Raw genomic sequence first — 13,428 nt, 5'->3', positions numbered from 1 at the left:
TACCTCAGTTGGCGAAACCTATTTTAAACGGTGCTCATCGGCTCGATGGGTGTGCCATCGAAGAAACGGCTCAATCGAAAGTGCGATAGATCGATGTCGGTCGTGCCGCCGGTCAGCATAGCCGCAAGCGTTTTGCCGGCACCCGGTCCAATGCCGAAGCCGTGGCCACTAAAACCCGTTGCAATATGAAAACCGGGCAGTACTTCACTCTCACCCATGACCGGTACGACGTCCGGCGAGGTTTCCACCATACCCGCCCACGCTTCGACAAGGTCCACATCGGCGAGCGCGGGGAACGTCTCGGCCAGATTGCTTTTGATTTCACGCAACACAGCGTTGTTCGGCGCAGGATTCAATGCCCTGGTATTTTCGAATGGCGACGGTTCGTCCAGTGACCAGCGCTTCGGCATACGCAGTTCCTGCCAGAAGTCACGGCCGATTGATAATCGCAATACTTTGAATTCCTGACGCAGCGCCGGAATAAATTTGGCGGCGTACCGTAACGTGCTTGGCGTAATGCCGTGGTCGAGGATTGACCCGTGCGCCACGGTATAGCCACCATCCTGGCGACGACGGATACCTATCTTCTCGTCAAACATACAGCCCCTCAGTAATTCGGGGGCGGGCGCTGTACGGGCGACAGTGCCTCTCACTCTAAGCTGCGGAACGGATATACCCAATGATCGACAGAACATACTTGTCCATGCCCCGGCGGCGCACAACACAACGCGAGTGCGAATTCTGCCGTGCTCGGTCACTACAGCTGCTACCGAACCGGCTTCGGTCTCAATGCCGCGAACGGCACAGTGCGTTAACACCGTCGCACCCTCGCGAGCAGCACCTCTGGCAATGGCCGGTGCCGCCTTGTGCGGTTCCGCTCGACAATCCGATGCCGTATAAATTGCGCCGCGCCATTGTTGGGATGCGTAACTAACCTGCTCATCGAGGGTGGCACCACTGATGATCCGGGTGTCGAGTCCGTGCTCTTTGGCGATGGGAACCCAGGATTCCAATTCTTCCAGCTGCTTGTCATCGCGCGCCATGAACAGGCAACCGGATTGCTGAAGTCCGACTTCCTCGCCAATTTGTTCTTCCAGGTCCAGCCAGATTCGACGACTTTCCATCATCATTGGCAGCTCTCTGGGGTCGCGTCCCTGCTGTCGAACCCAGCCCCAGTTCCGACCGGATTGCTCGCCGGCGATATTGCCCTTTTCGCACAGCACCACGCTAACCCCCTGCCGCGCGAGGAACCATGCGGTGGAGACACCAACGATACCGCCGCCGATAATCACAATGTCCGCGTCGGCTGGCAACGCGTGAGGTGGAGTAGCTGGACGTTCCCAGGTTGACGATACCTTGTACGAAACGCTGTTTGATTCCATGGGTCGCCTTATAGATTGATCCGCAGGACAGGACTTACCGTTCGCCTGTTTAGCTCGATACTACCTTTCTGTGTATGCGTTTCAACGAGCGCTTCAGTCCCGAACTTATCCGGTTGCCACGCAAACGCATGAATGCGCGAAACAGAATTGGCATCAGGAACAGAGTCATTGCAGTCGCTACCGCGAGCCCGAAAACCATACTGGTGGCTACCGGCCCCCACAACAGTGACTTACCGCCCAGGCCGGTGGCAAGTGAAAACAGGCCAGCAATTGTGGTTAGCGTCGTCATCAGAATAGGTACGATACGGCGGCGCGATGCATAGATGATCGCGTGCAACGGACGCATGCCGTCATTGATCCGGGTATTCGCAGCATCGATCAACACGATCGCTGCATTGACCGCGATACCCGTCAACGCCACGACACCGTAAAGCGTGTACAGACTGAGCGGGTTGTTGGTCACAAACAATCCGAATACCACACCGATAAATGCCATGGGTACCGTGACCAGAATCAGCATGGGCTGGAAATAGCTGCGGAACTGGGTCGCCAGAATCAGGTAGATCAGCCCAAGGCCAAACAACAGCAGGAACAGCATCGCATCGAGACTTTCCTGAATGTCATCGAAGGCACCACCGAACTCCAGATCGGAGGTGGGGTAATCCAGGCGGATCTTCGCCCATTCGTTACGTATCGCATTTGTGGCGTCCACGGTATTCGTAGTGCCGGGTTCGAGATCGGCTTCCACCGTAATAGATCGTCGGTATTGATAATGCCGAACAGTACCGCTGCTGCGGGAGGTTCGGGTTGTGGTCAAAGCACCCAGAGTTGTACTGCCGCCGGATGGCAGCGCGATAGGGTCATCGAGAATCGCGCGAACATCGCTGACCGTGCGCCGTGGCCCGCGTACGCGCAGCTCAATTTTTTCACCCGCGCCACGGGTGAAGGAGACGATCTCTCCGTCCAGGTGCAAGCGAACCAGACGCGCGACAGTGCCGGGCGACAGGCCGGCCTCGCGAATAGCCGGCTCATCAAGGTTGAGTGTGAGTTCGTAACGGCCGGGTACGTCGTTGTCTACAACGTTGCTCGCTCCGTTTATCGATTGCACGATGGACTTTACCGCTTCCGTAGCCGCACGCAGTTCATCGAAATTGTCGCTGCGAACCTTGACACTCACGTCTTTGGCGGCAGGCGGGCCACCGGTCAGTTCGAAAAACGTGATCTCTGAATCGCCGGGCGTCGTGGTCGCGATATCCCTAACCGAGTCGACCACTTCACGTACGGATCGACCACCGCTCGGACGTGGCTGCAAGGACACCTGAATCTGACCGTACTGATCGCCAAACAACGCTTCGGAATCGGTGAACTTGATACCAGCCATGCTGGTGACAGCCCGGATTTCCTCGTCGCGCAACAAGGTACGAACGCGTGTCTCGACCCGGACCGTCTGTTCCAGCGTTTTCTCAAGCGGCGCATCCGGTGGCATATCGACATTGATATAGAACATGCGAATTGGGTCGAACGTGAAGAACTCCACCTTGACCATGCCGGTGCCGACCGCGGCGATGGACAAAAAGAATGCCAGCGCACTGCCGATAAAGAAGCGCGCAGGCTTGCGAAATACGTAGGCCAGAGCCCGTGTATACCGGGTTCGAATACGGTGAGTCCAACGACCACGCCAGTGCGACAGCGTTTCCTTGTAGGTCACTTTTTTCGGCGCAGTGGAAATGACGTGAGCCGGCAAAATCCAGAATGCTTCGATCAGGCTGACCAGCAGCCCAACCGTAACCACCAATGGAATGACCTGCATGAAGTCGCCAAGTATGCCCGGCAGTAACATCAGCGGGGCGAATGCCGAGATCGAAGTCAACACGGCCGAGGTAACCGGTTTGCCTACCTCCGCCAGCGAGTCCAGGGCGGCTTCGACCGCTTCCTGTCCGCGTTGCAATCGGTAGTAGAGCGCTTCAACAACGACCACCGCATCATCGACCAGCATACCCAGCACTATCACGATGCCGAGCAGGACCGACACGTTCAACGTGTTGCCCATCATGTTCAGCAACCAAAACGTACCAGCGATCGAAAAACCAATACCCATCGTCACGAAAAAGGCAATGCGCATACCGAGGAAAAGCCAGCACACACCTAACACGAGTATCAGGCCGAGTCCGGCATTGCGTTGCATGACTTCGAGCGCGGAGCGGGTTTGTACCGTTTGGTCATCCGACAAGATCAATTCCATACCGGTGGCCGCAAGCACTTCGTTCTTGTCGTCTACATACGCGTTAATACGATCAACCAGCTCCAGCGTATTGGTGAAGCCGACCTTCGTTACAGACATGAAAATAGCAGGGCGGTTGTTGAAGCTAACGGCTTGCTGCGCTTCCTGACGACCACGCCGTACCGTAGCAACACGGTCCAGCGGGATTTTGCTTTGTGGTTCACTCAATGGCGCAAGTAGAAATGTCGCAAGTTCTTCCGGATCGGTAGTCTTGCCTTCCACCCGCACCAGCCAGGCTTCGCTGTCGACATCAATCTTGCCTGCCGATACGTCCTGGAAAGAAGCCCGCACCTGATCCGCCAGGTCCGCCGCGGTAATGCCGTTTGCCGCCAGTTTCACTGGATCAACTTCGATCTGTAATTCCGGCTCATTGAATCCAAACGCGCTAACGCGGTCGACGCCCTTCAGACGCTCAATTTCTTCCTTGATCAATTTCGCCTGTTGGCGCAAACGTTCATCGTCGGCCTGACCAAGAAGAACGACACTCGCGGTAGGGAAACCGTTTGAGGTTGTGATTTCCATTACGTAGGGGTCTTCAACGTCCCCCGGCAGCTCGTCGTTGGTCTTGCTTTGAATTTCGCGGCGAAGATCAGTAACCCGTTTGTCGAATTCGCGTTCGGACAACTCGCGAAAACGCACCAGGATGTTTGAAACATTGTCGCGGGAACTGCTGGATACGAAGCGTATATCCTGAACATTTCGCAGCGCATCTTCGAGCGGACTGGTGACCAGCTGCTCGACATCCGCCGCAGTTGCACCAGGCAGGACCGTATTGATGCTAACGAAATTAAAATTGATTTCCGGGTCTTGCTCGCGCGGCATCTGGGAATACGACAGGGCGCCCAGAACCAGTACGACACCGAACAGGATATTGACCAATGGGTGATTGGTCAGCAGCGTACGCATGAATTTCATAGGCGATCTATCTGCAGTTCATCGCCATCTTGCAGCCTCGATTGGCCGCGAATCACCAGCAACGTATTGCCGGGCAGATTGGCGCTGGCAGGACGGCCTTCCTGCGCGTTGGGCAAGGCGACAAAGCGCGCAATACTGCCATCGGCGATAAACACACCAAGTTTGCCATCACGCTGGACAATGAGCGGAACCGGCAGTAACCCCGCCGCTTCTCTCCAGACCACCTCACCGCTGGTACCAATTGGTGCCGGGCTGCCTGCAAAACTGAAGCGGCCTTTCTGCGTGCGCGCCGCTGCATCGATGACGGTTGCCAGTCGTGTGAAAGCCAATGGCCACGACTGCCCCTGACTTTCCAGGCGCAGTTCTTGCGCAGCCGGCAAGCCAGCCGCGTAACGGGGATCGATGTCAGCATCGACTTCCCGCGCACTGGTCTGAACAAGGGTCACCAGCGGCGTACCGGGTTGTGCAAGACTGCCCACCTGCGCCGCGCGGGCCACGACCGTCGCGTCGTAGGGTGCCGTGATGCGGGTACGGGACAACGCAAGTTGTGCGCTGCGGATGCCCAGTTCCTGTGAGGCCCGATTGGCTCGCAGCACAGCCAGAGTTGTCCGTCGGTCAAGCAGGTCGTCGTCGGAAATGAAACTGCTGCTGATAAGGTCCTCACCGCGTTTTAGTCGGGCAGCGGCCTGTTCGATCTGAGCATCCAGTGCCTGCAGATCTGCTCGGGCCCGATCCAGCCCCAGTTGCGCATCGTCACTATTGAGCCGGATGAGCACATCACCTTTTTTGACGGCTGCGCCAACATCTTTTTCAACGGCTTCTATAAGGCCCGTGACCTGTGCCGTGATAACGGCTTTATTCGCAGGCACAACCATCGCGGGAGCGCGAACCTCAAGTTCCATGAGCTGTTCGGCAAGTGGTCCCACGGTTACCGGTATGGCCGCCAATGCCACTGCTGGATGAATGAGGGCAGCAACGAGGATCAGGCGAGTAAACAACGTCATTTGTTTCTTCTTCGATTTCAGAGGCACAGGGTCCCGCAATTCGGGGCCCGAAACCTGTTAGCAGAAAGAGTGGTGCGGGAGGCGTGCTTTGCTGCAGTGCATTATAACCGCGCCAGCCGTTGCTAGATACCGCGAAAAGCGACCAAATTGCGGGCCTGATCTGAAACGGAGAACACCGGTTGAATAGCCGAATCCGGCCCCGGTCAATTGGTTGCCAGAAAGTCGGGATTGGCGTTATTTTCTGGCAGCCAGAAACACTATTGAATGCAGCATCCCGTCGGCTCCGCTGCACGCCGCAAATATCAGCCGACTGCGGCCGGCATTCCGGTTGCTCACTGAGTTGGGTTGACCAGGGGCGGTCGGCGACTCGCGGCGGTCACGGCAGCCTGTCTTTCGCGGTCAGTACAGTGGCCGTGTCAGCGGAAACAAAATGTGCCTGCAGCGCGCTCAGCAGGGGCAGCCGCGTATGGACGACTCACCGCTCCGCAATAGTTTTGCTAGCGACGACGGATTGCGTATGCTGAAGCCAAGCCGTGCACCGCTGGTCGGGCACACCGAATTGCAGGAATTGTCGTCATGCGTCTAACAACAACACTAAGCAGCGCATTGCTTCTGCTTGCCCTGTCCGCCTGTGGCAATCGCGAAGTGCTTGAACCGTACGCCGCAGCCAATCATTCGACCGTCAGTCTCGCAGGCAATTGGGAGCTGCAGGGAGACTCGGACGCCATTGCCCGGCAGCTGAGCAGGGCCATTCGCGAAACCGATGGCATTCGCGACGATCGACCTATCGCGCGGCCGCAGCAGAGTCGCTCACGCAGCAGTACGAGCACCCGCGCGCAGGGTGGCCTGACTTACGTGTTCTTCAAGAATGCCGATGCCCTGAAAATAACCCAGACGCCCTCGGCGCTGTTTATCAGTTTTAACAGAGCTGTGGTGGAAGAGTACCGCTTCGGCGAAATGCGTCGTATCAGCGTTGGCCAAGCGGAAGCGCAACGAGTCTCCGGCTGGGATGGGCCTGATTACGTGGTCGATACGCTGGACAGGCACGGCATGAAAATCAGCGAGCGTTACAGCCTGTCAACGGATCGCGAGACGCTGTTACGGAAAGTGACGTTTCGTGGCAGGAACAATGAATCCGCAATCGTATTCCAGACGTTCAAAAGGGCCCGCTGACAACACGGCGCAACAAAAAAAGGGGAGTGAACCCGGTGTAAACCCGGCGGGAGACTAGGTTTCCCGGATTCACTCCCAAACTGCACTGTGGGCTATATCCCCTCCGTCAAACCGGCGTCGCAGGGTCAGTCTTTCATCTCGAATCGAAACAATGTTTGCACTCCCTTTGTGGTGACCGGACTGCCGTCTATCACCCGCGGTTGGTAACGGAATTTCGTCACAGCGCGGATGGCCGCCTTGTTGAAAACAGGATGGCTTGAACGCTCGATCACCGGATGACTGACCAGACCGTCGACGCCGACATCGAAGCTCACAACCACCGTTCCCTCTATTCGTCGATCTGCGGCACTTTGTGGGTATACGGGTTCGATGCGCACCAGGCTGACCAGCGAACTATCGGACCATTCGGGAGGTTCACCCAGCTCCGTTGGTGGCGCCGGCCAATGCTGGAGAGGAGTGAAGTGCTCGTGCTGCTCCGGTACATCGACGGTCAAGACCGGCATACCGCCCGGCGTGGGCAGGGGTAAGGGGATACGATCCGGCGGCTTGGAATCCGTGATTTGCAGGGGCGGGGGCGGCACAGTCGCAGCACCAAATATGGTGGGTATTCGGATCGTGTCGGGGACCAGCGCATCGTTGCCGGTTTTGATTAACTGCTGCATCAGCAGTAACAGGCTGGCTGCGATAACGATGCCAGGCGGTGTAGCAGCTACGTATCGTTGAATCATGTCAGGGCCCTCAAACATGGACTGTCCAGCAGTCCTTCCCGCCGAGATACCTATCAGTTACAGGTATAGTGTAGATGCCTAGAATGGCAATGTATATATTGACATACCTTGAATCCCGAGGCATTCTCCGCAGGATTACTGGCGGGCAGGGCAGAACCATGGCCAAGACCAACCCACCGTTCATGAGTGGCGTCCCCGAACTCTTGCTGCTGCGACTGTTGGCGCAACGGGAGATGTACGGCTACGAGTTAGTACGCTCCATTCGCCAGGTTACTGACGAAGCCATCAAACTCGGCGAGGGCGTTATTTACCCGGTGCTGCACGGCCTGGAACGGGACGGTGCATTGCTGGCCAGCCGCAAAGCAGTCGATGGCCGAACCCGTGTTTACTACTCACTGACCCGCGACGGCAGCAAACGCCTGGAACGGTTGCAGCAGGAATGGCAGCGCGTGCAGGGGGGTATCAGCGCAGTTCTGGAGGGCGGCGCTCATGCGTGAACCCGATTTTCTGGCACTGACAGCCCAACTTAAGGCCGCCGGAATTGCGAACCGGCACACCGAACGATCGGTGGCTGAACTCAAAGATCACTACACGGACCTGGTTGCGGAGTTACGCAGCAGCGGCTTGAGCGATACTGCGGCTGGTGCTGAGGCAAGCCGTCAGCTGGGCGACCTTTCAATGATCGGCGAACAGTTCGCTCGCCACCCAAAATTGCGGGCATGGCCCTATCGATTTCCGGTACTTGCCCGTTGGGTTTTACCGGCAGCGTGTCTGGCCGTGCTACCGGTGACGCCGGTCATCGCTGCTTGGCAGCACGCTTCGATCGTGATGCGCTGGGCATTTGCCGTTCTCGCGAGTGCGACTTTCACTGCAGTTTTACTGGGTATCCTGCAGCGGTCGCTCCAACTGAGTTAGTCAGGACGACGGACGCAATTAATTGTCTGCTGTGGTCTGTTCTGCCGCTGAGGACAATTCACGATAATCAGTCAGCACAGCCTGTACCCGCAATTTTCCGTCTTTGTGCTGCTCTATCACGATAGGTAAGTAGCCGAGCTCGCGAACACACCACAAGGTACTGACCCGCGATGAATCGTCAGCCTGGTGCTGAATGCCAACGGCATCAAACCGCCCGAACGGAACTTTGATGCGGCGGGTACCGATGTTGGTCACCGTCAAGCGCTTGAGTTCATCACCGTCGAGCAGGGCGTATTGACCAGCGTCCTTGCCATCGCGCAGGTTCTGCATCAGCTGGTATTGAATCGACACCCGATCATGCAACAGGCCGTCGATAGGGAATACGAAGTCCTGATCATCGATAACACCGCTTACGGTTTGTTGCTGCCAGTCAAAATCAAATTTCATCGTTGACTTGTCTTTGGACAGGGTGTCAATGGACTCGTAGTGCCGCGGCCGCAAGGCGCTGCCATCATCGACAAATTCAGACTGTTCAACGATGCTGCCATCCATGAACATGCTCGCAAACCCGGTGGGCGTAATAACGGATCGCGCCATGTAACCCTCGCCGACGTCAAACACCTGAGTACGCATCGTGCCACCCAGCACACTGATTTTGACCTTGTATTCGGCGACGTGTGGAACGAGGTCGTCATTGCCGAAGGCGCTACTCGCCAACAATGCAGTGAATAACCCTGCGACAGCACGCGAGCGAAACCAGTTTGATCGGTTCATAGGGATCCCCCCTTTAATGCTGCTTCTGACGATCGCAGCAATGCATTGGTTGCATCCTCAATAGCCTGCCGATGTTGCTCAAGTTCAGCCATGGGTGTCGAGCGAGGCACGCTCAAAGGTTCACCGACCGCGAGCACGACTCTTGCGAACGGCTTCGGCAACAGGAAATTGTCCCAGCGACGCAGATACCATGCACGATCGGCCGCGCAGGAAATTGGTACGAGCGGCGCATTGCCTATGCGGGCCATCAAGACCACGCCCGTTTTGAACTTGTATATCGGCCCCAATGGGCCGTCGGCAGCGCTGACTATGGAGACGCCACGTTTCATGGCTTGCTGAATATCGCGCATGGCCAGCGCATTCGTGTGTTTTGCCGAACCCCGAACGACAGTGGCACCCCAGGAATGTGCCACGCGCGATGGCACTTCGCCGTCGACGGAAGCCGTAATAATGAAACCCGCCTTGAATCCCCGACGTAGCCATTCACGCATCATATTGAGGCAAATAAACGTGTGTTGGTGCCAGTACACCGGCGCACAGATCGACTCGCTTTTGATCAAACGTTCCACCGTTTCGGCACCGATGACGTATTTCTTCCTGTAGGTGGACCACAGCAGCCAGCTAACGCCCTTAAGCACAGGCATTCCGGCCCAGTAGTAAAACCGCCGCAAGGGCGTCATGCGGCGTCTGGAAGCTGCGCTGCGACGCGCTTCGATATCGTCAGGTTGAGGTTGATTGCTCATAGGCGACGTGCTGATTCCGGGTCTCGACAGGGAGGGCTGATAGTCAGTCCGCGACAATGATCGAATGTCAGCCTAGCGCAGGCACGATGAATCGCGGATGAACCACGGCAAGCCGACGTTCGCATCACAGCGGAGGTGCGCGCGAGTTTGCAGTATGCGGATCAGCCCGGTCAATGTAATAATGCGCGTCAATTTGCCGGACTGTCTGCCTAAAATTCCGATTGATCATGAACTTAGCTAACAGCAATAGCCAACAGGCACCCGGCCCGGACGGCGTCGTTTCGATTAACGTCGAACCGGCCTCGTTGAAGATTCTGCGGGATTTACAGGCACGTTACGGCAATGTCGTTGAGTTTGCAGCACCGAATGACCGCCGCGGCATGTTCATCAACGACCCGGCCAGCATCCGCCGACTGCTGGTCAGACACCACCCCAAATACCGCAAAGGTCGCGGGTTTGAGCGCGTTGAGATGCTGCTCGGCAACGGCCTGATTGTTAGCGACGGGGATGTTTGGCGACGTTCGCGAACCATGATCCAGCCGGCGTTCAGTCGCCAGAATATTCATCGGCTGGTCGAGCTGATGATCGACTGCACCAAACACAAGATCGTTGCCTGGCGCTCGGTGGCCGACGCGGGCGGCGTACTGAACGTTACCCAGGAAATGAGCGACTTCGCGCTAGAGCTCATCTTGCGGGCGATTTTTGGCGACGATTACGAGCAGCGTATTCTGAGTGACGGCGAGAATCCGTTCGCGTTCCTCAGTCAGGACGCAACCCGGGATCTGTCTGTAGTGATGAAACTGCGGCACCTTCGCGAATTGTTGCTCGACATCATCGCCAGCCGCCGGTCCGGCGATATCAGCGACAGCTACGATTTTCTTTCCATGTACCTGGCCGCGGTCGACAAGCAGGGCAATGGGTTCAGCGATCGCGAACTGCTCGATGAGCTGATGACCCTGATCGTCGCCGGCTACGAAACGTCCGCCGGTACGCTGAACTGGGCGTGGTACTTGCTGTCTCACCACCCCGAGGCTGCCGACAAACTGCAAGCTGAAGCTGCAGCGTATGGCGCTGCCTTTGAAGGCGCCGCCGATGACCCGGCATTGACTGGCATGACCTGGTCGCAACAGGTGCTGGACGAAACCTTGCGCCTCTATCCGCCGGTCTGGCTGTTTTCACGGCGCTCATTGGAAGGTGATGAGATCGAGGGCTACGCCATACCGGCCCATACCGACGTCTATCTTTCCCCGTTTATTTTGCAACGCACCGCCGAATTCTGGACGGACCCGGAGACTTTTGATCCGGAACGTTTCGGAGCTGATGGTCCCTATCAAAAAGGTGACCGGCCCTTCTTTCCGTTCTCACTTGGTCCGCGCCGTTGTGTCGGCGAGTATTTCTCTTTTCTGGAAATGAAGATTCATCTCGGTATGCTGTCACAACAATTCCGGCTGTTGCCGGTGCATGAACAACATCCCGGGCTGGACCTGGGAATCAATTTGCGCTCCTTGAGCGACATCCAACTGAAACCCGAACTCCGGCACTGAATCGAATGACTCAATTTTCCACGCTTAGCGAGATGCTGCTTGCCCGTCGCGCAAGTACTCAACGTCTGAATTTTATCGACAGCGACAATCCGGAACACAGCGTATCGTTCAACGAGCTTGTCGATAGTGCTCTTGGCTGTCTGAAGTCATTGCAAGACCGCGGCTTTAGCGCTGGCGACGAGTTGGTCATATTCACTGACAGCAACGAGCAATTTCTGATCGCGTTCTGGGCCGCAATTCTCGGCGGCCTCATCCCCGTGCCCGTCGCGGTAGGCATCAGCGATGAACACCGTATGAAGTTGTTCAAGATTCTGCGTCAGCTAAGTAATCCTTCCATTTTCAGCAACGACAAATTGCTGGAACGATTGCAAACTTTTGCAGGCAACCAGCGACTCGACGACATCGTCGGGTTACTGGCCGGCCGCAGCGTGTCGAGCGACACGCTCCTGTTCGCAGGCGAGGGCGCTGTGCATACGCCCGCTGCGGATGATCTAGCGTTCATACAGTACTCATCCGGCTCGACCAGCGATCCCAAGGGTGTCTGTCTCACACACCGGAATTTGTGCAGCAATACGCGCGATATCATCAATTGCCTGGCACTGAATGAAAACGAGCGATCGTTGAGCTGGATGCCACTTACTCACGACATGGGTTTGATCGGTTATCACGTGTCGATGATTACGGCCAACATGAATCACGCCATCATGGATACCAGTGTGTTCGTCAGGCGGCCACTGCTGTGGTTGCAAAAGGTCAGCGAACTGGGTTCAACAGTGCTCTGCTCGCCGAATTTCGGCTACAAACATTACCTGAAAGTTTTTGACCGCAAGGGAGCCGGCGACATTGACCTGTCAAACGTTCGCCTGTTGCTGAACGGCGCCGAGCCGATTTCCGTTGCACTCTGCGATGAATTTCTCACCGCACTCGAACCGCAAGGCCTGAAACGAACAGCCATGTTGCCGGTGTACGGTTTGGCTGAGGCAACACTCGCAGTCGCGATACCGGAACTTGGCAAGCATTATTCGTGGATAACCGTCGATCGACATACGCTCCGAATAGGCAAACCCTACGTTGAACTGACAGGCGCGGAAGAGCACTCAGAAAATGCTGTCAAGCTCGTAAAACACGGTGGCATAGTCGAGGGCTGTGAACTGCGCATAGCCGACGATGCAGACCTCGCATTACCAGACGGCTACGTCGGCCATATTCATCTTCGCGGTCCCAACATAACAGCGGGAATCTTCGGCGACGCCGATGATACAGCTGACATCCACACTAACGACGGCTGGCTGCGCACGGGTGACTGCGGTGCAATGGCCGATGGCCAGTTGCTGATCACCGGACGTCACAAAGAAATAATCATCGTCAATGGGCAAAACTACTTACCGCACGATATCGAAGAGGTTGTCGCGACACTCGATGATCTCGACATCGGCAAAGTTGTCGCCTGCGGCGCTTTGCCCGCCAACAGCCAGGTTGAGCAGCTGATCGTGTTCGTCCTGCATCGCAAGGATGTGGAGTCATTCGCGGCCATTGCGGAACAGGTACGCAGCATCGTTGGCCGCCAGATTGGTATCGAGGTCGATTACGTACTGCCGGTTTCGCGCATCCCCAAGACCACCAGCGGCAAGATTCAACGGCGACTGCTTGCGCAGGAGTTCCTCGACGGGGAGTTTGCTGAGCAAATTGCGGCACAAAAGCAATCTACACCTGTCGAACCCGACGTAGACGAAGATCCGCTGGTCCGTGAGATACTCGCGATCTGCGCCGAGTTCTCCAGAGACAAAGTGGTCGGGCCGGACGACAATCTGTTTGAAGTCGGGATCAGCTCCTTGACCCTGACCGAAATCATGCTCGCTGTTGATGAGAAATACCCGGGGAAAGTCGACATCAACGATCTTTTTGACTACCCCACTATCCGCGAGCTTGCAGAGTTCTTGCAACGCTGAGCCTTCAGGAAATACCAACA

The 13,428-nt window shown here is 56.6% G+C and carries 11 protein-coding genes; 5 read left to right on the top strand and 6 right to left on the bottom strand.

Annotation, left to right across the window (positions count from 1 at the left end; genetic code table 11):
• Positions 1-23: 23 nt before the first annotated feature.
• From AC0L8N_RS18050 to AC0L8N_RS18040, 3 genes are read right to left on the bottom strand one after another with little or no spacing between them, the layout of a single operon-like run.
• On the bottom strand, positions 24-1,382 hold the full coding sequence (locus AC0L8N_RS18050; RefSeq protein ID WP_473669702.1) for an NAD(P)/FAD-dependent oxidoreductase: 1,359 nt from the start codon (positions 1,380-1,382) through the stop codon (positions 24-26).
• A 49-nt stretch (positions 1,383-1,431) separates the two neighbouring features.
• Entirely contained in the window at positions 1,432-4,578 is a 3,147-nt protein-coding gene (locus AC0L8N_RS18045; protein ID WP_473669701.1) for an efflux RND transporter permease subunit, read from the bottom strand.
• Positions 4,575-5,582, bottom strand: a complete 1,008-nt coding sequence (locus AC0L8N_RS18040; protein WP_473669699.1) for an efflux RND transporter periplasmic adaptor subunit — start codon at positions 5,580-5,582, stop codon at positions 4,575-4,577. The genes AC0L8N_RS18045 and AC0L8N_RS18040 overlap by 4 nt, the downstream gene beginning before the upstream one ends.
• A 576-nt stretch (positions 5,583-6,158) precedes the next feature.
• Here AC0L8N_RS18040 and AC0L8N_RS18035 point away from each other — a divergent pair.
• Positions 6,159-6,755, top strand: coding sequence for a hypothetical protein (locus AC0L8N_RS18035; RefSeq protein WP_473669697.1), 597 nt, complete (start codon positions 6,159-6,161; stop codon positions 6,753-6,755).
• A 125-nt stretch (positions 6,756-6,880) separates the two neighbouring features.
• Here AC0L8N_RS18035 and AC0L8N_RS18030 read toward each other — a convergent pair whose 3' ends face one another.
• Complete coding sequence (locus tag AC0L8N_RS18030; protein ID WP_473669695.1) at positions 6,881-7,483, bottom strand: energy transducer TonB; 603 nt, start codon at positions 7,481-7,483, stop codon at positions 6,881-6,883.
• Positions 7,484-7,641: 158 nt separating this feature from the next.
• Here AC0L8N_RS18030 and AC0L8N_RS18025 point away from each other — a divergent pair, with 158 nt between their 5' ends.
• A complete protein-coding gene (locus AC0L8N_RS18025; RefSeq protein WP_473669693.1) occupies positions 7,642-7,980 on the top strand; it encodes a PadR family transcriptional regulator in 339 nt (112 codons plus the stop codon).
• The gene (locus AC0L8N_RS18020) at positions 7,973-8,398 is read left to right on the top strand and encodes a hypothetical protein (RefSeq protein ID WP_473669691.1); all 426 of its coding nucleotides are present in this window, start codon (positions 7,973-7,975) and stop codon (positions 8,396-8,398) included. Before AC0L8N_RS18025 ends, AC0L8N_RS18020 begins: the two co-directional genes overlap by 8 nt.
• Before the next feature lie 18 nt (positions 8,399-8,416).
• Here AC0L8N_RS18020 and AC0L8N_RS18015 read toward each other — a convergent pair whose 3' ends face one another.
• Both AC0L8N_RS18015 and AC0L8N_RS18010 read right to left on the bottom strand, forming a co-directional pair.
• Positions 8,417-9,172 (bottom strand): DUF3108 domain-containing protein, encoded by a 756-nt coding sequence (locus AC0L8N_RS18015; RefSeq protein ID WP_473669689.1) that lies wholly within the window; start codon positions 9,170-9,172, stop codon positions 8,417-8,419.
• A complete protein-coding gene (locus tag AC0L8N_RS18010; RefSeq protein ID WP_473669687.1) occupies positions 9,169-9,915 on the bottom strand; it encodes a lysophospholipid acyltransferase family protein in 747 nt (248 codons plus the stop codon). Before AC0L8N_RS18010 ends, AC0L8N_RS18015 begins: the two co-directional genes overlap by 4 nt.
• Before the next feature lie 227 nt (positions 9,916-10,142).
• On the opposite strand from AC0L8N_RS18010, the gene AC0L8N_RS18005 reads away from it, so the two are divergent.
• Both AC0L8N_RS18005 and AC0L8N_RS18000 read left to right on the top strand, forming a co-directional pair.
• Positions 10,143-11,459: a cytochrome P450 gene (locus tag AC0L8N_RS18005; RefSeq protein ID WP_473669685.1), complete on the top strand. Its 1,317-nt coding sequence runs from the start codon at positions 10,143-10,145 to the stop codon at positions 11,457-11,459.
• A 5-nt stretch (positions 11,460-11,464) separates the two neighbouring features.
• Positions 11,465-13,408 (top strand): non-ribosomal peptide synthetase, encoded by a 1,944-nt coding sequence (locus AC0L8N_RS18000; RefSeq protein WP_473669683.1) that lies wholly within the window; start codon positions 11,465-11,467, stop codon positions 13,406-13,408.
• Positions 13,409-13,428: the final 20 nt, after the last annotated feature.

This window comes from Woeseia sp. D3-10, from assembly GCF_055809415.1.
The sequence above is the reverse complement of the archived record's forward strand: the minus strand, read 5'-3'. Positions and strand labels throughout refer to the sequence as shown.

What these genes read in the sequence shown, in the direction of transcription:
- AC0L8N_RS18050 (WP_473669702.1), bottom strand. Translation starts at nt 1,382, where the DNA reads ATGGAATCAAACAGCGTTTCGTACAAGGTATCGTCAACCTGGGAACGT.
- AC0L8N_RS18045 (WP_473669701.1), bottom strand. Translation starts at nt 4,578, where the DNA reads ATGAAATTCATGCGTACGCTGCTGACCAATCACCCATTGGTCAATATC.
- AC0L8N_RS18040 (WP_473669699.1), bottom strand. Translation starts at nt 5,582, where the DNA reads ATGACGTTGTTTACTCGCCTGATCCTCGTTGCTGCCCTCATTCATCCA.
- AC0L8N_RS18035 (WP_473669697.1), top strand. Translation starts at nt 6,159, where the DNA reads ATGCGTCTAACAACAACACTAAGCAGCGCATTGCTTCTGCTTGCCCTG.
- AC0L8N_RS18030 (WP_473669695.1), bottom strand. Translation starts at nt 7,483, where the DNA reads ATGATTCAACGATACGTAGCTGCTACACCGCCTGGCATCGTTATCGCA.
- AC0L8N_RS18025 (WP_473669693.1), top strand. Translation starts at nt 7,642, where the DNA reads ATGGCCAAGACCAACCCACCGTTCATGAGTGGCGTCCCCGAACTCTTG.
- AC0L8N_RS18020 (WP_473669691.1), top strand. Translation starts at nt 7,973, where the DNA reads ATGCGTGAACCCGATTTTCTGGCACTGACAGCCCAACTTAAGGCCGCC.
- AC0L8N_RS18015 (WP_473669689.1), bottom strand. Translation starts at nt 9,172, where the DNA reads ATGAACCGATCAAACTGGTTTCGCTCGCGTGCTGTCGCAGGGTTATTC.
- AC0L8N_RS18010 (WP_473669687.1), bottom strand. Translation starts at nt 9,915, where the DNA reads ATGAGCAATCAACCTCAACCTGACGATATCGAAGCGCGTCGCAGCGCA.
- AC0L8N_RS18005 (WP_473669685.1), top strand. Translation starts at nt 10,143, where the DNA reads ATGAACTTAGCTAACAGCAATAGCCAACAGGCACCCGGCCCGGACGGC.
- AC0L8N_RS18000 (WP_473669683.1), top strand. Translation starts at nt 11,465, where the DNA reads ATGACTCAATTTTCCACGCTTAGCGAGATGCTGCTTGCCCGTCGCGCA.